The sequence below is a fragment of the Methylophilus sp. 'Pure River' genome, from assembly GCF_046765995.1.
GTDB lineage: Bacteria > Pseudomonadota > Gammaproteobacteria > Burkholderiales > Methylophilaceae > Methylophilus.
The window spans coordinates 122,295-141,203 of the sequence record NZ_JBKOUE010000001.1 but is presented as its reverse complement, the minus strand read 5'-3'; the positions used below and the strand labels follow the sequence as shown (position 1 = coordinate 141,203).

Annotated in this window: 24 protein-coding genes; 12 read left to right on the top strand and 12 right to left on the bottom strand. The window is 45.5% G+C overall.

The genetic code is table 11. The features are described from left to right. Positions 1-3: 3 nt before the first annotated feature. Both lolD and ACIDE9_RS00720 read right to left on the bottom strand, forming a co-directional pair. Entirely contained in the window at positions 4-708 is a 705-nt protein-coding gene (lolD, locus tag ACIDE9_RS00725; protein ID WP_194753057.1) for a lipoprotein-releasing ABC transporter ATP-binding protein LolD, read from the bottom strand. Further along, on the bottom strand, positions 701-2,005 hold the full coding sequence (locus ACIDE9_RS00720; RefSeq protein ID WP_411991989.1) for a lipoprotein-releasing ABC transporter permease subunit: 1,305 nt from the start codon (positions 2,003-2,005) through the stop codon (positions 701-703). Before ACIDE9_RS00720 ends, lolD begins: the two co-directional genes overlap by 8 nt. A 204-nt stretch (positions 2,006-2,209) precedes the next feature. Here ACIDE9_RS00720 and ACIDE9_RS00715 point away from each other — a divergent pair, with 204 nt between their 5' ends. Further along, complete coding sequence (locus ACIDE9_RS00715; protein ID WP_194753055.1) at positions 2,210-2,413, top strand: CsbD family protein; 204 nt, start codon at positions 2,210-2,212, stop codon at positions 2,411-2,413. 58 nt (positions 2,414-2,471) lie between these two features. Here ACIDE9_RS00715 and ppc read toward each other — a convergent pair whose 3' ends face one another. Beyond that, positions 2,472-5,267, bottom strand: a complete 2,796-nt coding sequence (ppc, locus tag ACIDE9_RS00710; protein WP_411991987.1) for a phosphoenolpyruvate carboxylase — start codon at positions 5,265-5,267, stop codon at positions 2,472-2,474. A gap of 295 nt (positions 5,268-5,562) precedes the next feature. Here ppc and ACIDE9_RS00705 point away from each other — a divergent pair, with 295 nt between their 5' ends. Next, positions 5,563-5,784, top strand: a complete 222-nt coding sequence (locus ACIDE9_RS00705; protein ID WP_194753052.1) for a hypothetical protein — start codon at positions 5,563-5,565, stop codon at positions 5,782-5,784. A gap of 9 nt (positions 5,785-5,793) precedes the next feature. Here the strand turns inward: ACIDE9_RS00705 and ACIDE9_RS00700 are convergent, their stop codons facing one another. Beyond that, the gene (locus tag ACIDE9_RS00700; protein WP_411991985.1) at positions 5,794-6,057 is read right to left on the bottom strand and encodes a hypothetical protein; all 264 of its coding nucleotides are present in this window, start codon (positions 6,055-6,057) and stop codon (positions 5,794-5,796) included. A gap of 185 nt (positions 6,058-6,242) precedes the next feature. Next, entirely contained in the window at positions 6,243-6,662 is a 420-nt protein-coding gene (locus ACIDE9_RS00695) for a VOC family protein (RefSeq protein ID WP_411991983.1), read from the bottom strand. A gap of 344 nt (positions 6,663-7,006) precedes the next feature. On the opposite strand from ACIDE9_RS00695, the gene ACIDE9_RS00690 reads away from it, so the two are divergent. The 7 genes from ACIDE9_RS00690 to ACIDE9_RS00660 all read left to right on the top strand — a co-directional run bounded on the left by ACIDE9_RS00690 (position 7,007) and on the right by ACIDE9_RS00660 (position 11,209). Next, complete coding sequence (locus ACIDE9_RS00690) at positions 7,007-7,438, top strand: helix-turn-helix domain-containing protein (RefSeq protein ID WP_411991981.1); 432 nt, start codon at positions 7,007-7,009, stop codon at positions 7,436-7,438. A gap of 183 nt (positions 7,439-7,621) precedes the next feature. Continuing rightward, positions 7,622-8,074 carry a hypothetical protein gene (locus ACIDE9_RS00685; RefSeq protein ID WP_411991979.1) on the top strand — a complete coding sequence of 151 codons (453 nt, stop codon included), beginning with the start codon at positions 7,622-7,624 and terminating at the stop codon, positions 8,072-8,074. A 15-nt stretch (positions 8,075-8,089) separates the two neighbouring features. Beyond that, positions 8,090-9,040: an AAA family ATPase gene (locus ACIDE9_RS00680; RefSeq protein WP_411991977.1), complete on the top strand. Its 951-nt coding sequence runs from the start codon at positions 8,090-8,092 to the stop codon at positions 9,038-9,040. Further along, positions 9,024-9,428: a hypothetical protein gene (locus ACIDE9_RS00675; protein ID WP_411991975.1), complete on the top strand. Its 405-nt coding sequence runs from the start codon at positions 9,024-9,026 to the stop codon at positions 9,426-9,428. Before ACIDE9_RS00680 ends, ACIDE9_RS00675 begins: the two co-directional genes overlap by 17 nt. Before the next feature lie 10 nt (positions 9,429-9,438). Then, positions 9,439-9,879 (top strand): hypothetical protein, encoded by a 441-nt coding sequence (locus ACIDE9_RS00670; RefSeq protein WP_411991973.1) that lies wholly within the window; start codon positions 9,439-9,441, stop codon positions 9,877-9,879. 309 nt (positions 9,880-10,188) lie between these two features. Then, a complete protein-coding gene (locus ACIDE9_RS00665; protein WP_411991971.1) occupies positions 10,189-10,368 on the top strand; it encodes a hypothetical protein in 180 nt (59 codons plus the stop codon). Between the two features lie 64 nt (positions 10,369-10,432). Next, positions 10,433-11,209, top strand: coding sequence for a metallophosphoesterase (locus tag ACIDE9_RS00660; RefSeq protein WP_411991969.1), 777 nt, complete (start codon positions 10,433-10,435; stop codon positions 11,207-11,209). Between the two features lie 173 nt (positions 11,210-11,382). Here the strand turns inward: ACIDE9_RS00660 and ACIDE9_RS00655 are convergent, their stop codons facing one another. After that, positions 11,383-11,856: a hypothetical protein gene (locus ACIDE9_RS00655; RefSeq protein WP_411991967.1), complete on the bottom strand. Its 474-nt coding sequence runs from the start codon at positions 11,854-11,856 to the stop codon at positions 11,383-11,385. 230 nt (positions 11,857-12,086) lie between these two features. Then, the gene (locus ACIDE9_RS00650) at positions 12,087-12,386 is read right to left on the bottom strand and encodes a helix-turn-helix domain-containing protein (protein ID WP_411991965.1); all 300 of its coding nucleotides are present in this window, start codon (positions 12,384-12,386) and stop codon (positions 12,087-12,089) included. A 151-nt stretch (positions 12,387-12,537) separates the two neighbouring features. Between ACIDE9_RS00650 and ACIDE9_RS00645 the strand changes: the two genes are divergently transcribed. The 3 genes from ACIDE9_RS00645 to ACIDE9_RS00635 all read left to right on the top strand — a co-directional run bounded on the left by ACIDE9_RS00645 (position 12,538) and on the right by ACIDE9_RS00635 (position 14,683). After that, the gene (locus ACIDE9_RS00645; RefSeq protein WP_411991963.1) at positions 12,538-13,236 is read left to right on the top strand and encodes a PEP-CTERM sorting domain-containing protein; all 699 of its coding nucleotides are present in this window, start codon (positions 12,538-12,540) and stop codon (positions 13,234-13,236) included. Positions 13,237-13,288: 52 nt separating this feature from the next. After that, a complete protein-coding gene (locus ACIDE9_RS00640) occupies positions 13,289-13,720 on the top strand; it encodes a hypothetical protein (RefSeq protein WP_411991961.1) in 432 nt (143 codons plus the stop codon). A gap of 120 nt (positions 13,721-13,840) precedes the next feature. Then, complete coding sequence (locus ACIDE9_RS00635) at positions 13,841-14,683, top strand: NADPH-dependent oxidoreductase (RefSeq protein ID WP_411991959.1); 843 nt, start codon at positions 13,841-13,843, stop codon at positions 14,681-14,683. Between the two features lie 77 nt (positions 14,684-14,760). Here ACIDE9_RS00635 and ACIDE9_RS00630 read toward each other — a convergent pair whose 3' ends face one another. The 5 genes from ACIDE9_RS00630 to ACIDE9_RS00610 all read right to left on the bottom strand — a co-directional run bounded on the left by ACIDE9_RS00630 (position 14,761) and on the right by ACIDE9_RS00610 (position 18,827). Next, positions 14,761-16,053, bottom strand: a complete 1,293-nt coding sequence (locus ACIDE9_RS00630; protein WP_411991957.1) for a Y-family DNA polymerase — start codon at positions 16,051-16,053, stop codon at positions 14,761-14,763. Then, positions 16,031-16,483 carry a LexA family protein gene (locus ACIDE9_RS00625; RefSeq protein ID WP_411991955.1) on the bottom strand — a complete coding sequence of 151 codons (453 nt, stop codon included), beginning with the start codon at positions 16,481-16,483 and terminating at the stop codon, positions 16,031-16,033. Before ACIDE9_RS00625 ends, ACIDE9_RS00630 begins: the two co-directional genes overlap by 23 nt. 209 nt (positions 16,484-16,692) lie before the next feature. Beyond that, positions 16,693-17,151: a YybH family protein gene (locus tag ACIDE9_RS00620; protein ID WP_411991953.1), complete on the bottom strand. Its 459-nt coding sequence runs from the start codon at positions 17,149-17,151 to the stop codon at positions 16,693-16,695. Positions 17,152-17,462: 311 nt separating this feature from the next. Next, positions 17,463-17,915, bottom strand: a complete 453-nt coding sequence (locus tag ACIDE9_RS00615) for a ProQ/FinO family protein (RefSeq protein WP_411991951.1) — start codon at positions 17,913-17,915, stop codon at positions 17,463-17,465. A gap of 117 nt (positions 17,916-18,032) precedes the next feature. Continuing rightward, positions 18,033-18,827, bottom strand: coding sequence for a quinoprotein dehydrogenase-associated SoxYZ-like carrier (locus ACIDE9_RS00610; protein WP_411991949.1), 795 nt, complete (start codon positions 18,825-18,827; stop codon positions 18,033-18,035). Positions 18,828-18,909: the final 82 nt, after the last annotated feature.

The following is an 18,909-nucleotide window of genomic DNA, read 5'->3' as shown; positions in this document are numbered from 1 at the left end:
TCGCTAACTGGCAATCACATCCTGCGGCGCAGAGCCCAGGGTTTGCAGTGTGCCATCCTGCAAACGATACTGCCGGTGCATACGTGCCGCCAGTGACAAGTCATGCGTGACCACCACCAGCGCAGTGCCTTGTTGTGACTGTATTTGCAACAGCAATTCAAATACCTGCTCTGCCGTTTGCCGATCAAGGTTGCCGGTCGGCTCATCAGCCAGGATACAACGCGGCTGCGTGACCAGGGCGCGTGCCAGCGCTGCGCGTTGACGCTCACCACCTGAGAGCTCACCTGGCGTGTGTTCCAGCCGGTGTGATAACCCAACCAGCGACAAATAGTGCTCAGCCTGTGCCAGCGCTTGTGTTCTCGGCATGCGGCGAATCAATAAGGGCATGGCCACGTTTTCCAGCGCACTAAATTCTGGCAGCAAATGGTGAAACTGGTAGACAAAGCCCAGATACTGGTTACGCATGGCACTTTTGTCGCGCTCAGACAAACTGGCCAGCGGCTTGCCCAACCATGCCACCTCGCCCTGCGTGGGCGCATCCAGCCCGCCCAGCAGATGCAGCAAGGTGCTTTTGCCGCTGCCAGAAGCCCCGACAATCGCCACATGATCGCCAGCAGCCAATTGTAGATCGACGCCAGTCAATACCGAGGTATCCAGCCCCTGATAGGTTTTCGCCAGGCCCTGGCATTGCAATATCAACTCACTCATAACGCAAGGCCTCCGCCGGATTCATGCTGGCTGCACGCGCACTTGGATACAAGGTGGCGACCAGGCTGAGCAAAATAGACAAACCGACAATTGCCGTCACATCTGACCACATCAGTTTAGAAGGTAAGTCACTGATGTAATACACATCTTTGGATAAAAACTGCACATTGAATGTGTGTTCTATCCATGGCACCACGGTTTCAATATTCAATGCCAGTATCACGCCCAGCACCGCACCAGACACCGTGCCGATAATGCCTATCATCGCGCCCTGCACCACAAACATCTTGCGGATGGCTTGCGGCGTGGCACCCATGGTGCGCAAAATCGCAATATCCGCACGCTTGTCGGTCACCGCCATCACCAGCGTAGACACAATATTGAACGCAGCCACGGCCACAATCAGCGCCAGGATAATAAACATCACGCGCTTCTCGAGCTGAATCGCTTTAAAGAAATTGGCATGCTGCTGTGTCCAGTCAGTCACGTAATAGTTAGGGCCCAGTGCCTGGACCAGCTCGCGACTCACACGGTCGGCCATAAACAAATCGGCCAGCTTCAAACGCAGGCCAGACACCTGATCACCCAAGCGATATAGCTTGGCAGCGTCATCAAGGTGAATCAATGCCAACCCGGCGTCATACTCATACATACCAACCTGGAAAATACCCGCCACCGTAAATTGCTTGATGCGCGGGACTAAACCCGCAGGCGTCACCTGTCCTTGCGGCGCCATCAACACGACTTTTTCACCCACACGCACACCGAGCGCCATGGCGAGGTCTGAGCCAAGCACAATATTAAATTGCCCGGCCTGCAAGTCTTTTAACTGGCCAATTTTCATCTGGCTGGAAAGCTCGGAGACGCGTGCCTCTTGATCGGGTAACACGCCACGGATCAGCACGCCCTGTACTGCCTGATCGTAAGTGAGCATACCCTGCGCCATGATATAAGGCGCAACCCCTTCAATTGAGCTAGCCACAGACTTAGGTGGAATCGATTGAATCTGCTGCTGCAAGTCTTGCCAGCCAGCCAGCCCCACATCAAAGCCACGCACCTCAATATGTGAGGCCACGCCCAGAATGCGTTTACGCAACTCATCCTGAAAGCCGTTCATCACCGACAACACGACAATCAGTGCCATCACGCCTAGCGCAATGCCCACCATGCTGGTCAGCGAAATAAATGAAATGAAATGGTTATTACGCTTGGCACGCGTATAGCGCCAGCCTATCCAGTATTCATAGGGCAATCGTTGCAGCAGCGATTGGCCCAACGCAGAAAGTGTGTTCTTCATGCCCGAATCTTAACAGCTTTTAATGGCCCAGCGGAACCCGCACACACGTAAAGTCATACTTAAAAACAGCTTTTCTGACGCCCCATGTCAGCCTTATCTGACCTCAAGTTAGTCCACGCGCCGACTGAATCCACACGGTTTTATCTTTAACATGCAACACAGGTTAATGACCTGAACACCATTCTTAAATTGAGGAGATTCAACATGAATAAAGATATTTTTGAAGGCAACTGGAAACAACTTAAAGGCAAAGTCCAGGAACAATGGGGCAAGTTAACCAACGATGATCTGGATGTGATTGAAGGTAAACGCGACCAGGTCGCCGGTAAAATCCAGGAACGTTACGGCATCACCAAGGATGAAGCTGAAAAGCAAATCAGGTCCTGGGAAAGCAAACATAAGCACTAAGCTAATGTGCCAAAAAAGGACAAGTCTAGCTTGTCCTTTTTTCATGTCGAAACAATGCTTACCCTGTATTGCGCAAACTGGTCGCAATGCCGTTAATCGTCAGTGGTATCGCCCACTTCAGTTTTTCATCCGTTTCACCATTACGGTAGCGCTGTATCATTTCCACCTGCAGATGATTCATGGGGTCAAGGTAAGGCAGACGATCACGGATAGATTTTGCAATCACCGGCTGAGTGGCCAGGCGTTGCGTGGTGCCAAGTAACAGATTGACTGCGTCCGTAGTCAGCTTGTGCTCCTGCGCAATCCGGCTGAAAATCTCTTCACGCAGCTCACGGTCTTCGAGCAAATGGGCATAATGGCGCGCCACAATCAGGTCAGTTTTAGCCAGCACCATGTCCACATTCTGAATCAAGGTATTAAACAATGGCCAATGCGCCTGCATTTCATGCAACATGGCCAGCCGCGCTTCTTTTAATGCAGGATCCTGCTGCAAAAAGTGATGGATGGCACTGCCCAGGCCGTACCAGCCGGGCAAGAGTAAGCGGCATTGCCCCCAGGAGAATCCCCACGGAATCGCGCGTAAATCCTCGATGCGACGCGTCGATTTACGTGCCGCCGGACGGCTACCTAAATTGAGTTCGGCAATTTCGTTAATTGGAGTGGTATTAAAAAAGTACTCGGCAAAGCCCGGGGTTTCATAGACCAGGCTGCGATAGCTGGTCATGGCGGTGGCAGACAGTGTTTCCATCACGCCTTCGAAAGCGCGTCGTTTGCCGGACTCCAGTTGGTCAGCCGGGAATAATGTCGCATCCAGCGTGGCGGCAATCAGTGTTTCCAGATGCTGCCGACCGACCACCGGATCGGCATAACGCGTGGAAATAATCTCACCCTGTTCTGTCAGACGAATCTGGCCATCCACCGTGCCTTTGGGTTGCGCCATGATGGCCTGGTAGGTCGGACCACCGCCTCGCCCTACCGTGCCGCCACGGCCATGGAACAGGCGCAATTTGACGTTGGCCTGGTTGAACAATTCCACCAGTGAGATTTCTGCTTTATACAACTCCCAATTGGAGGTTAAAAAACCACCATCCTTATTGCTATCAGAATACCCAAGCATCACTTCCTGCTCGTTGCCCTGATAACGAATCACGTGGCGGATACCAAGCAGGCTCAGCCACTTACCCATAATCATCGGGGCATCGCGTAAGTCGGCGATGGTTTCAAACAGCGGCACAATATTCAAATCGACCTGGATGTTGGCCGAGCCCCACACGCCACGCAGCAAACCTGCCTCGCGTTGTAGCAAAGCCACTTCCAGCAGGTCAGACAAGGTCTCGGTATGCGAAATAATATATTGCCGCACCGCATGCTCGCCAAAACGTTCGCGCATCTCGCGCACCGCCACCAGCACACCAATTTCTTTATGCACCAGCTCGGAATATTGCTGGAACGGTGAAAACAGCAAGCGCGGCTGCTTGAGCTCCTCCAGCAAAATACCGATTTTTTCATCCTCATTAAACCCGGCATAATCAAAGTCATGCCCGGCTTTTTGTAATAACTCGGTAATCACCGCTTCGTGCACATCTGAGGATTGCCGGATATCCACCGTTGCCAGGTGAAAGCCAAACGTGGCAATGGCCTTGATCAGCTTGCCCAGGCGCGGGTAAATCAAAGCCTCGCCCTGATGCGCACGCAAAGAGTCGGCGATGGTTTGCAAAGGCGCCAGCAAGGCCTCTGGCGTTTCGTAAGGGTCGGCGGCCATGTCTTCGGCCAACACCCAGCCACCTTGTGGCAGTAGCGTATTGGCCGTAGCCAGTAAGCGATCGTGAATACCGTTAAGCGCCAGGCGATAAGGTTCGTCCAGCCGGTGTTGTGATTGGTCGCGCGACGTTTTGCTTAGCTGTAGCACCGCATCGTCCACGCCAACCACCCGGGTTGAAACGGCCAGCTCGCGCTTTAAGGCCGACAGCTCCTGCAAATAAAACTTGAACAAGGTGATGGCCTGCAAGCGCACACTCTCGCGCAAGGTCCCGCCATTCACAAACGGATTACCATCGCGATCACCGCCTATCCAGCTGCCCATGCGCAAGAAGCCAGGCAATGCCGCATCAGGCAACACATCGGCCAGATCGCACTCAATGTCCTGCAAAATCTCTGGGATCACATGTAAAAACGTACTCTCATAGTAGGTTAATGCATTTTCAATTTCGTTGAGCACACTGAGTTTTGAATAGCGCATCATGCGGGTTTGCCATAACGCAGACACAGCGCCTTGCAACAGCAGCGTATTGCGCGCCAACTGCCGCTCAGACACCATAGCCGCACGCGCAGCCAGCAACTCGGCAATCAGGCGCTCAATATCCAGCACACTTTTGCGCTGTACTTCCGTGGGGTGTGCGGTCAGCACAGGGGAAATCAGGGCATCCTCTAACAGGTGTTTAATGGTGTCCGCCGGAATCCCGGCTTCTTTGATTTGCAACAAAGTATATGAAAGCATGCCGGGCGCAGGCGTATTTTGCTGACAATGCCCCAATTGCTGGCCGTATAAATCCTCAGCCAGATTCACCAAATGCTTGAAATAAGCCAGTGCCCGCACGACACGCACGGTGTGCTCCAAACTCAGGCCTGCCAATAACTGCTCAAGGTCTAGCGAAGCTTGCTGATCATGTGTCTGGTGAAAACGCAGTGCAGCCTGCCGAATAGCAGCAATCTTCCGGGAGATCTCCTCCCCCTCCACCTCCAGAATGGCCTTGTCGAGCAAGACACCCAGTAATGTAATATTTTCGGACAGCCGTGTTTCCGCCGAAGCCATGGCGACTGACATCGTGGCACTGGCCGCAAGTTTTTTGTTCATGGTGCCTCTCCTCTAGCTCAGTGCGAGCTCCATGATAGACTAGCAACAAGCAGGCCATCTTCAAGGCGGTTTTTTTCACTTAAGAATCATGGCGTTAAAGAATCGAAATAGCAGAGATGCACCGTCATCAGGCGATAAGATGCACTGATTTGGCTCTTGTGATGGCAAGCCTGGCTTTAAAGCTTAACGTTGGCTAAAAGAGGGAACCCGTAAAATGATGCAAAATGTTGGCTGTAGACATCCATGCATGGGCTGACTGATTACATGCCTGCGCTGGCTCAGGCATAATAAACACATGGCGCTTATCAATCTTGATCATTGGATACAGCAAATATTGACTGTCTGGCAGTCATTGTCTGCGCTGGGCCTGTGGCAACAAGATGCCTTCTTGCTGTTGGTGTGTTTGCTCGCCTGCCTGCTGCTATTTATCACCGGCACCGTGATCGGCCTGTTTGTGCAGTCACTGTGGGGGATTTTTGTTTCCAGCCGTCGCCCTGCCGACGAGGATCATAAGTAAGCAATCAAGCTATTGCGCGGTGGCAGTGTCCAGCCATTGTTGAATGGCCGCCAGTTCGGTGGCGACATCCGGGCCGTAATCTTCATACTGGTGACCACCGCTTTTGGCATACCAGTACTTGCTATTCCAGCTATCGCCTTCAATTTTATGCAGCACGGCATGTATCCAGTTCGCCGTGCTGTCACTGTAATCCTGCGCGATATTGTGGGCCGCGTCCCAGTCGCCAGCTTGCGCCAGCGCCACAGCCTCAAGTAAGTGCTCCCTGTTAGACATTCACGGGGTACTCAATGGTCCCCTTCTGGATGAATTCGATTTTATAACCCCATGTACTTACAAGTAACTGTAAAATGGACATCCGACTCCCCTTAAAAAACAAATAGTTATAGAAAACCAACTTGTCCATCAATTATCAAAACTAATGGACAAATGTCAGTACACTTGTCCATTTCCAGATATGCCTACCAAGACCCAGTGTTCTTCATCGAAGCCCAAGGCTCTTGAGGCTCAAGTGGTTTACCAGCTTGCAGCAACTCAACTGAAATATTATCTGGCGAACGAATGAATGCCATGTATCCGTCACGTGGTGGTCGAAGGATCGTGACCCCATTATCAGCAAGCTTCTGGCAAGTTTTATAAATGTCCTCAACTTCATACGCAACATGGCCAAAGTTTCTGCCACCTGTGTATTCCTCAGGATCCCAGTTGTACGTCAGCTCAATTTCTGCAGCAGGATCATTAGGTGCCGCTAAGTAAATCAGGGTGAACCGACCCTGTTCGTTTTTCATCTCTCGAACGACCTCCAGTCCTAGAGCATCTCGGTAAAACTTGAGTGATTTCTCTACGTCGCTAACCCTAACCATTGTATGTAAATACTTCATTTCTCTTGATCCTTGAATATTAAATAACCGTTTTACTATCGCTTCTAATTTTTATCGACTTGAATTCGTATACCAAATATACCATTAAAAAAAATAGACCTGCAGATATCCGATTTCGATTGGCTGTAAAAAACATATTCCAGCTACAGTCATTTACTAACATTTCCGACAACGTTACATTACAAATATGAAGAGTTTGCTCCTTAAGCTCTCATTTCAAAAAAACCATTAATGCACTATTTAAATCTAATAAGACATACGATAATTACATTATAAATCAGTGCTTTATTGAAATAATTTCTTTAGTGTAGTAAATTTTGCTTCATTACAAAAATGGAATGAAGATGTCTCCTGGCGCAATATTCTTAAAAGCTGCACGCTCCACTAGAAACTTATATCAGAAACAAATTGCTGATTCGCTCGGTTTGAATGCAACTACCATTGCATGTATTGAATCTGGTCACAAAAGTGTTGATTGGAAAAAGCTTGAGGCCGTGATTGCTGAAAAGCTTGAATTGAGTGAGGTTGAGCGTCTCCAATTAGCAGACGCAGTAAGGCATTCAGAGCATAAATTCACGCTACCTTTGAAAACACATCACGATAAGTTTTACATCGTAAATGAAATTTTCAATCAGTTAGATACCATGAGTCCAACACAATTGGACTTAATCAAGTTATGTTTATCACTGGAGAGGGACTCGATTAGCGGCTGCCCTTCGAGGGTAGCTCGACGTGCTATGTTTAAATTCAGCGTGTCGAATCACATAAATCAATAACCCCCAGACTGACTACCATCCTGTATTAATCCCACCATCAAGCTGGTATTCAAAAATCAGGCCATAGATGCCCACCTAAATTCCGCAGTTCAGCAACATTCTTAAATCAGGGAATAATAAATCCCTTCGTTAAGGGTACTCTTTAGAAGACAATTTGTATTGTTATCTACATAGTATGACTTCATGACGAATCAAGGTTTTAACATGTTCCTCGCAAATCGTTTGGCTTTTGAAGACGGCCCAAGTGCATTAGAAGTACAAGTCCCCTATTTCATTTTTCCTGACAGGCAGTTGTGTTTCATTTCTGAAATTGTTGAAAGTAATATCCCCTCAGGATATAGCTATGAATATTGCTGCGATGTAGCACATCTAGAGAAGGTTTTTCAGGAGTGCCCAATCAATTCAATTCGTTGCTTAATTCCAAGAAGTTTGAGTAATTCAGGGCTTAATGAAACGCTTGAAGTGTACAAACTTTCCAAAGCCCCTTTTACGCACAAAAATGAAGACTACCTTTCGTATAGATTCGATTTCTTTGAAGGAAAACGCTTTTATTACGATCCAGAAGCTACAGGCGAGCAGATTGAGCAACTCAAATATAGAACAATAATTGATTTCGAAGGCATGTACGTTGATTAGTCTTGAGGAATTGTCATGCCAAAGAAAACCGTACCAATCGTTAACCACGATAAGCTTGTTGAACTCGTTAAATCACATGAAAAAAGAGGAAGTGATATCAAGAGCAGGCTTGCACCTGTTCTCAAAGGTCTTTGGAAGTCTAGAAGGCCAAATAAAGTCATCAGTAATGAAATTGACTTTGATGCATTGAGGGTTTCATTTCCTCAATTCAAAGAGGTCATCAATTACATTCAGTTGCAAGCGAATGTCTCCAGGAAATTCAACAGGCCTTTCAAGCTGTCGCCAATCCTGCTTCTAGGAGATGCAGGGCTCGGCAAAACACTATTCGTAAGTGAGACTGCAAAGCTTCTAAAGCTCCCATATTTTGAAATGTCCCTGGCTACAGTCACAGCAGGTTTCGCTTTGTCAGGAACCAGCCTGCAATGGGGAGAAGGCAGCCCAGGCTTCATTATCAAATCTTTGGCCACATCTAAAACAGCCAATCCCATCATCCTAATCGATGAAATTGATAAAGCTGCTGGAGATACCAGGTATAGCGTGATCTCTTCATTCTATACATTGCTGGAACCTCACACTGCCAGCAGGTTTAAAGATGAAGCTATTCCCCTGGAGCTGGATGCGAGCAATGTGATTTGGATTGCAACTGCCAATGAGTCCAACACCATCAATGGTCCCATTCTGTCCAGGATGAAGCTCTTCCACATTAAGCAACCTCTGCCCACTGAAATGCTGGGGGTTATCGATAGCATTTACTCAATGTTGTTAAAGCATAACTCTCTAGAGTCATTTCTGAGCGCATCTCTGGAAGATGAGGTTAAACAGCAATTGGCTTATCTATCCCCCAGAGAGGTAAGGCTCTCTCTTGATGAAGCGATGATGAAGGCATTTCTCGATCAGCGTGATCGAGTTTGCGTAGACGATCTTCCAAACATTAAACAGGAGGTACAGCGTGTCGGATTCCTCTAGTAAAACCTACAAAAGATTTGATCCTGTCGCTTTCGTTAAGCAGCTGGAGATTGGTAAGAAACTCTTGGTGGCCCACCATCAATTGAAGTTCGAAGAAGGCTGGGCTGACATTTTTGCTGACTTTGTCAGTGCAATCAAAAATCTTCAAGTCATCATCATAAGTGCTGATGATCGACATGACTTCCTGGACATCGAAGTGGACCTATCAAAAACCAGTCATGCAAAAGAAGTCTACTCAGCCATTCTTAAAGCCAAGCATGAATCACTCGCTATCTGTGCTCGGTGCGGAGTGGCTAAAAAGAAAGGTAATGGCATTAAGTACTGCCAGTATTGCAACTCTAAAGTTAATCGGTCCAATAAGACCGGCACTTGGTTAGATGAATATTAAGGAGAAATTTATGGAAAAAGATAATTTAAACGACACCATCGAAGCTGTATTGCCCAAGGAGCTCGACGACATCATCACTCAGAATCGACACATGATGCAATTGGATTATGCGAGTACAGAGGATTTGGCCAAAATGCATAAGGACATTCCTGTGACAAATCTGCGTGGAGTTCTAACTCAGGCATTTGTCTATAAACGCATCGTTCCAAGCAAGAATGCTGAAATTTTTTGTCTTGTTGGATTTAGGAGCGGTGAGGAGGCCTTCCACACCTCACAAGTTGTTGCATACGATAACGTTAACAATGTGGCTTTGACCGCTTCCGGATCACATTACGTGGTTGAGAGCTTCAAAACCGGTGCACCAGATCTTTTACTATTGCTTCATATTTGCTACATGTTTCATCGTGATGGCATTGGTAACTATTTTGGCGCTAGGCCAGTTACCTATTGAGATACTCGGGCTTGAAGTTCATCGAATATGAGTCAGTCTAGCTATGACAGCTTGTTAGGGAAGTTGCATGAGGAATATGGTGAGCATATCCCCAAGGATATTGATGACATCATTAGGCGTAATAGAGAGTTCCTACGCCTTGAGTTGGCCTCACCTGAGGATATGCTAACGCTTCAGATGCCATTCATCATAAGTAATCTGAGAGGCAATGTTGAAGGCGGATTCATCTATAAAAGGATTTATCCAGTTTTCAATAAATGTTCGTACTTTCTGATCGGGCGTCGGGTAGGCAAACCCTTATCGAGTGCAGTGCATACCTCACCGGTGATTGGCTACGATCCGGATAACCAAGTCGCACTCACTGCGACTGGTTCTCACTATTTAATCAATGAGCTGATTGCACCAGACCCGTTCTTGTTGGTCAATCTGTGCGGTTTTCTGCACCAGGAGGGCATAGGAAGTTATTTTGGTGTGCCCGGCTATTCGTAGATGAAGACACGGCCTTCGCAAAGCCATTAGCGAGACGCGCAAATTCAAAGATTAGGAGAAAGTTTTGAAGATATTAGTGTTAAGTGACTTACATCTAGAGTTTGCACCTTTTTACCCTGCAAAAGAGAAGGTGGATGTGGTTGTACTAGCCGGGGACATCTGGACTGGCGATCAAGCTATACCATGGGCAAGAAATGCCTGGCCAGATACTCGAATTGTTTATGTCGCCGGCAATCATGAGTTCTATAAGCGCGATCGGTTAAAGGTCCTCGACGATCTGAGGTCCTCCGGTAAACAATATGGCGTGGATTTCCTAGAAAACGATGAAGTCATTATTAATGGCGTTCGTTTCCTGGGATGCACGCTTTGGACAGACTTTCAGCTGTTTGGCGAGTCGAAATATCAAGATTCTTTACGAGAGGCCAATAGAGGACTCAATGACTTCCGATTAATAATGCAGAACAATTCAAGGTTCCCTGCTGAAGACTCTGAAACCCTACATCATGAGTCCAGGGCCTGGCTCAAGGCAAAGCTCTTTGATCAGCCATTCAATGGGCAGACGGTTGTTGTCACGCACCACTGCCCGAGTTGGTACTCTGTTCCTCCAAGATTTCAAAATGTCCCATTGGCACCTTGCTTCGCATCGAGACTAGAGGATTTATTTGGCGCCAGTACACTTTGGATACATGGACATACTCATGACAGTTTTGATTATGTACTCAATGAAACAAGTGTGGTCTGTAATCCAAGGGGATATGTTTTAGGTAGAAATGAAAATGAGGATTTTAATTCCAATTTCATAATCGACTTATCCAGTAACGGTTTTGTAAAGACTAACTGATACTAAACTCGGATAATTTTCATGAAAAAACTAACTCTGATGTAAGGTTGTTGCTTAATCCAGATGGGAGTCGGAAATCGATCCCCAGAACCAGGGTATTTTCATTTCTGTGTATAAGGCTCTCAAGTATTCACTTTTTTGAATATATCTTAAGCATGATGGTATTGGGTGTTTTACATAAATTGAGATCTTCTTTTGAAAGTTTTATTCTTCGACTTCTTCGGCTCAGTAATAGCATAGCCAATAAGGTTGGCACCTAACGCTCCTATCCCGATTGAAATGATGTCTTTGGCATACACTATGAGGGTACTAAGCCAAATGAAAAAAATAGCGTAGTTATCAGGATAACGAGGTTTCCAAGTAGCAGAATTCTCTGTTATGCGATTGAGGCCACTAAACATTACTGCGGCGGCAACAATAAGCAAAATGCCGAATGAAAAACGAACATTTCTAGTAGAGCCTCCTCGGGTTTTATATAAATACCCAACGACAAAACAACTCTCGAAGAAAATTGCAAATGTAGACCAAAATACGCCATCAAAAATAGGGTTCAGTTCGGTCGGCCATAATACTATGATCAGTGTAGTCGCAATAAAAACGACATAGGAGCAGAGCCCAAGGACAAAGGAGTAATGATTTTTTAACATGTGGAATTATATCGTTCAGATTAAAATTACACTTTGGGCATGTGCACAGCTTCTTGATTGACTTCCAAGATGATTTGAAGACTAGAGCCTAATAGCAGTTGGGGGGCTTTCCCCAACAAGCAACGATGGCCCTCGTATGTGCTTACTTGGTTCCGCTTTGAAAAGTTTTACGACAGAAATTTTTATAGCTTTAATTTATCGAAATATTTTTATTGGTATATTTAATTGAATTACAAGTCAACTTGTGTGGCTTTCTTTATGTGGGTTAACTCCTTGGCTATCTTACGCTGAAGATCTTCTATATTTGACTCCTGCTCAACATGCAAATAAGCCAGCGCAAATATTGTTAGCGGGTGGACTCCGATAGATGTTGCTAAGGCATTAATTTTTGAAACCGAAGCATCTTTTTTCCCATTCTCAAGATCAGACAAGTATGTCCTACTCGAAAAAGCGCTAATTGATTCCTGGGTTATATTTTTAGCCACTCTTGCCTCTCTGATCGCCACGCCAAGTGCTTTTTTGAATTCCATTTTTTATTCCTCTATAGAGGACTAAATAAAGCCTGCATGTACCCATAATGACTATGCTCTATAGAGTACATTTGGATGTAGAATGCTCGCGTGTACTCTTTGGGGTACATTTAAGTGCGTTTTACTAACTAAGAAAAATAGAGAGGTACTAATGAGAGGTATTTTTAACAAATTGGCAGTTTCAATTGCATTCGCGTTTTCATTAAGCAATCAAGCTGTGGCAGCCAATACAACAGTTGAACTTCAAACTATTGACCAGGGCTTTTACAGTGGCATCACTGCAAGCCATAATCCCTTGAACCCTTCAATTGGAATCGATCAAGTTTCCGGTTCTGCAGATCGCAATTTCTTTGTATTTGATTTTACAGGGTTAGATATGTCGGCCCTGGTATCGATTCAGTTGTTTGCCAATAATGTCTGGAACTCAAGTCCAGAGAATAATATTGAATATTCTTTATTCGATGTGAGCGCAAGCATTGCCGATCTCCGTAATGGCGGCAGTGGTCAATATTCAATCTACAATGATTTAGGTAGTGGTGTTGAGTATGCGAGTTTGCAAATAAGCAATCCGGGTCGTTACGACAGTTTCGCGATCCAATTTAATCAAGCGGGTATTGATGCGGCAAAATCCACGAATGGATTTTTTGCAATTGGAGGTGCTCTGACATCTAGCACTTCTGGTGTTACATGGATGTGGGCAGATAATCAAAACGCCAATGCCCCACTTAGTTATGGCCTGCGCTTATCGTTCTCAGAAAATATCTCACCTGTTCCAGAGGCAGATAGTTATGCGATGTTTTTAGCTGGATTAGGCTTAATGGGTCTAATGTCACGTCGTCGCACTAAGTAAAGCATAAAGCACTTGCAAAGCCAGCTCGGAGTCGCGCTGGCTTTTTTCTTTCATGCCTGCCTATCAATACAGCCTTAAATTTCCCGACTTTAAAATATATCAGTTCGAATATATTTTTGCTTTTTGCGTTGGAGTTACAATAAAATATATCAGTTCGAATATATTTTTGAGGAATGTAATGAAAATCCAAATCAACACAATGGCAGAATTAGGCGAGGTAATTCGCGCAACACGAAAGGCTAATAAGATTCGGCTAGACGATTTAGCGGGCATGGCTGGAGTAGGTCCAGTGTTTGTTGGTGATGTTGAGTACGGTAAGGAAACAGCACAGATAGGTCGAGTCATTCAGCTAATGAATGAGCTTGGTCTAAAATTTACGGTTGATGTGCCAGATTCGACAGAGCCTTACTTGGCAAAGATTCGCAAAGGAAATGGCCTTATTCGCCCAAGTAAACGTAAAGCACACAAGACTACAAGTCAATGACACACTAACTATTGGCTTAGCATAGATTGTGTGCAAGGAATTCTGTCCTGGGGTGATCTTCATCACAGTGAAATTTGATCTTGATTGAGAAAATGTCAGTTCAGCACTTAAGGAAAATACATGGCTACAAAGTTACATAAGGACGATTTGATTAAGGCAAGATATGGAAGTCAAGATACTCCTCAAAACATTATCTGGAATGAGCAGATCGAAGGTTTATTGAATCATCGCTCAATTAGAAATTACCTGGATAAACCACTGCCGGAAGGTTGGTTGGAAACTCTTGTGGCAGCTGCTCAGTCCGCTTCAACCTCTTCAAATCTTCAACAATGGAGTGTGGTTGCAGTTACAGATTCTGAACTGAAATCTAAAGTCAGAGCCCTGGCCGGTGGTAAAGATGGACAAGGTAATGGCTATATCGCTCAAGCGCCAGCAATACTTCTCTGGGTGGCGGACATTTCAAGAAACCACGATATCACTGTGGATGCTGGTCTTAATCCAAGCGTGCATGAGTACCTCGACTCATTCCTGATGGCATCCCTAGATGCAGCGCTGGCAGCTCAAAATGCCTCAGTGGCCGCTGAATCAATTGGACTTGGAACGGTATATATTGGTGCTGCTCGTAATAGAGCTAAAGAGCTTGCTGAATTATTGAGTCTGCCACGCTACAGCTATGTAGTTTGTGGGTTAGTCGTCGGTTGGCCTGATCTCGAAGTTCAAACTAACATTCGCCCTAGATTACCTCAGCAGGTTGTTGTACATCACAACCGATATCAAGCTAAGGATTTGAACACGCATATTGAAGCCTATGAAGAAGTATTCAAGACTTTCCGCGAAGGCTTAGGTATGAAAGGTAAGACCTGGAAAGAAGCCGTTCAAGGGTCTGCTACCAGTATGGAGTATATGGATGGCCGACAGGAATTAAGATCAACTCTAGACGAACGTGGTTTTGGTTTTAAATAGATTGAAGTAGGGTCTCGCTAACGGTCGGCTATCGAGACCCACTACCCTTTAAGAGTGCACGCTTTTTAACTTATATTTCATTTAACTTCAAGCAATTGCTTCCAATCCCCAGTGTAATTAGGACTAAGATAATTACGCTGCATCTTCCACTCCTGGACCTTACCTTCAGCAGCAGACTTAACCGGGTTGTTCGGATACTTGCGTTTGATCTTGTCCATAACTTCCATTAAGGCTTCCGATTTTGGATCGCTTTCAGTAAAGCCAAACATATCGCTTTGCAAACCACCGCTGGAAACGGTATCTAGCAACATTACACCGCACTTCTGGTAATACACACCTGGTCTGTATAGTTTCCTCAAAAGCCATAGAGCAGTTTTAGTGATCTTGGTTGTCGAATTCGTGGGTGCTGGGAAACCTACTGAAAGCTGACCTGAGTAATACTCAGCTTTATCATGCGGACTATTCTGAGCAAAGACATAGACCCCATTCGCATACAAGCCTTTGCCCCGCATTCGCTCTGAGGCAATCCCAGCATGGAAGGCAACTGCCTGGCTCAGGTCCTCTAAGGTAGAAGCGCGTACGCCAAACGAGCGAGAGCTCATAACCTGCTTGGCTTCAGGCAGCTCATCTTCCATCTCTATCCAGACCTCACCGTTAAGCTCCCTGACAGTCCGCTCCAGCAAAACACCAAACTCATCACGAATACGTTTTGGATCAGCATGCTTCAACCGTAAAACGGTATGAACACCAAGTTTGTTCAATCGGGCTTCTAGCTTCCGCCCCACCCCCCAGACCTTACCGACTGATAACTCTGCAAGGATGGCATCTATCTCATTCTCCGACATTGATGTGAAATCACATACGCCATTCCAGTGATCTTGTTTTTTGGCACAATGATTAGCTAATTTGGCCAACGTCTTGCTGTAACCAAACCCGACACAGATAGGAAGACCTGTTGAGTCTCTGACATCCTGTTTGATGGTATGGCCGTAATCAGTGTAATTGACATGAATGCCGGTCATCTCCAGGAACACCTCATCAATCGAATACTTCTCCATGCGTGGTGAGTATTTGGACATGATTGCCGCAAACCGATTGCTCATGTTTGCGTACAACTCGTAGTTAGATGAGAACACTACAGTCCCTAGCTTCTCGGCTGCTTCTTTGATCTCGAACCATGGTCGGGCCATGTAGATTTCTAAAGTGGCTTTGGCAAGCTTGTTTTGGGCAATGACACATCCATCGTTATTGGATAGCACGACAACTGGTTTACCCTGGATATCAGGACGGAATACCTCCTCGCAGGAGGCATACATTGAGTTTACGTCACCGAGGGCGAATACCCGTCTAATCGAAGGAGTTGATGACATGCTGTACCACACCCCAAATCACAAGCTCTTGGCCTTCTGAGAACTCAATAGGTGGATACGCTTTTGCCTTATTCTCTGACAATAGGCGCACGATCTTAAGTCGTTTATACAAGCGCTTAACAACGAACTCACCATCAACGATTGCGATAACGATATTGGATGACTTGGCTTTAGACCCCAGAGCCTTGTTCACGATAAGTTTGGAGCCTGGGAAGATGCCAGCATCGATCATGGAGTCAGAGTCTTTGGCCACTTGAACCATAAAGGTTGCCGGTGGATCAGCGACCAGAAGCTCGTTTAGGTCGAGCTCTTTCATCTCGTAGTCCTGCGCAGCTGACACAAAACGCGATTGGCCAGCACGGACCTTACCCTCATAAAAAGGGATCAGGATTACTGTAGGGTTCTGGCTTAGCGGAATAGGATAATGCATGCCTTAGCCTCTCAACATGGCAAAGCGAATTCTTCGTCCAGAACCTGGTCTTTTATCGATATCTTCGTAGTCTTCGTTTCTCATGTTTTTTATTGTAACAATAAAATTTATTATTGTTACAATAATCAGAATGTCTTTTTATGAGATTCAAAGAAGCGAAAATGGAATGCTCCTAATCACCAAAGTGAGGCAAGTGCCTCACAATTGGTTTAATTACCTGCGTTCCAAACGTGAGATTGAGCGACCCACTTACCGCTGGCATCTTTCTTATAAACACTCGTTGTTATGCCACCAAATGTTGGTGAGACACCGTCTTTTTCAGCACCACGGGCGCTCCACTTTGCGACCTGGTAAATAGTTTTGTCGTCGCCATCGACCGTGACAATTTCCAATTTATGGCTATTTACACCTGCGTCAAAGAAACTCTTAAACAAACCCTCGATCTCTGCACGGCCAATTAGCGCTTTACCGTTACCAGGTGAGAGCACACCATTCTCAGCGTACAAATTTGCAAGTGATTTTGCATCTGAGCTGTTGAAAGCCTTATTCCAGCTATTGTTCAAAGTTTCGATCGCAGCTTTGGTGGATGCGTCACCAGCAACAGCACTACCAGCCGTGACCAAACTAAATGCAACGAGTGCAAATACGGATTTAATGATTGATTTCATGTGTAGCCATCCTTTATTGAGTATTAGAAAACAAAAATCTAAGAAGCAAGAAATATGTCGCTTCAAGTCACATCGCCAAAGCATTACACCTAACTGGGTTCGCCAGCTAATTCAGGAATATCAAACTGCCAAGACCATGATTAGGTACATTATAGTTAGGCGGCTAACCAAATACAACAATTTATATTGATGATTATAGATTTTGAGAGTTCTAACACCCAGAAGCTTCTGTGGGGCTAGGGATTACTCGTTATATAAACACTTCTGCCATCTCAACCAGGTTATGGAGAAATTAGCGTTGGCAGGGAATGCTACTCTATTTCAGATTTAGGAGAATCGGTAGTAGGCTTGGAAGCCTCAATCCTTGCGGGCTTGGCTTTTCTTGCCATAGCTCTTGCTTGTGCAGCCCCTTTTGCTTCTACAACACCAGCAGGGTTTCCATCCAAATCAACGCGTACGGCACCTTCTTTGGAGGCGTTCCAATATCGAGAGGATTTGCACCAGGTTTTAATTGCTAATTGGATATCTTCCTTTGAAATACCAATCTCTTCAGATCGAGCATAAAGATCATCCAGAATACCTACTTTTAGAGGGACCTTAGGGTTTGGATTTTTAGGGAAAGTTTTCGGAAACAGCTTTTGTAACTTACCTATGATTAATACGACTGGATCTACGGAGGCGGTCTTTTGTGACCTAGTTGGTTTTGCTGATTTGGCCTCTGCAGAAAGTTGTTTCTTGAGGTCGGCGAGTTTTTCTAGGCCCATACTATTCTTTTTTCCCTAATATATTGATCATTATCCATTAGATTAGGAGGTATTACTATCGACTAAGCAAAGATATGAAGTTGGAGGCTATTGCAAACATCCTGTAACTGTTGATGATTAAAAAGTGGCTTTCAAATCATGGGAGAATTTTTTGCCAAAATTATCTTCAGCAATGACACCAAGCTCTCCTTGCTGTTTAGGTATAAAAGTAAAACGAAGGTATGGATTTTCGCTGGTCGATACTCCAAAATCGGCCTCAAATAATAACTCACCATTAAACCTAAAAACTGTTTTATTAATGTAGTTAGCTGGGATTTTCTCTTTCGTTTTGGAGTCATGCTGAAGCCCGCTGAGCATTGGATGCTTGATCATAAAGGCAACGTGAGAGTTGCCCCCAGGAACTCCAGCAAGGTTTAATCTTATTCGACCAATATCTGGATTTAATGCCAGATTCTCGACATTAACATTACCACCGCACCCTCCCCCGGCCTCTACATTAGTTGTGGCCATGTAAAGTTTACCTTCTGCAGTCTCACCGATAACTCGGATATTAGATTGCTTATCCATCCGGATGCGAGTCTCTAATTTCAGATTGCCTAGCAACCCACCAAGTTTGTAAGTAGCCGCCAATGGAATTGGATTCCCATCCAAAATCAAATAGAGCTTCTCGATTCGTGAAGGCGCCCTACTATTATCAACAGTGATTGTTAACGGAACCTGGCTACCATTTTCTGATATCCGTGGTCCAACAATCTGCATAAACTCAGATGCCTCTATGAGGCGACTATCGAAATATTTACTTTGAGCTTTTTGCCATAACTCTTCGGTGTTTTCTGCCCAAGCAGTAGTGCTAATGAATAACCCTGCTAAAAAAGCATCCCAAACTTTAAACTCATCTGGCCTTGATTTCATTACCAACCTCACAAAACATACCATTCGGTTGGTATTCTATATGGGTGATATGATTTGTAAATAGAATGATGTATAAATTTCA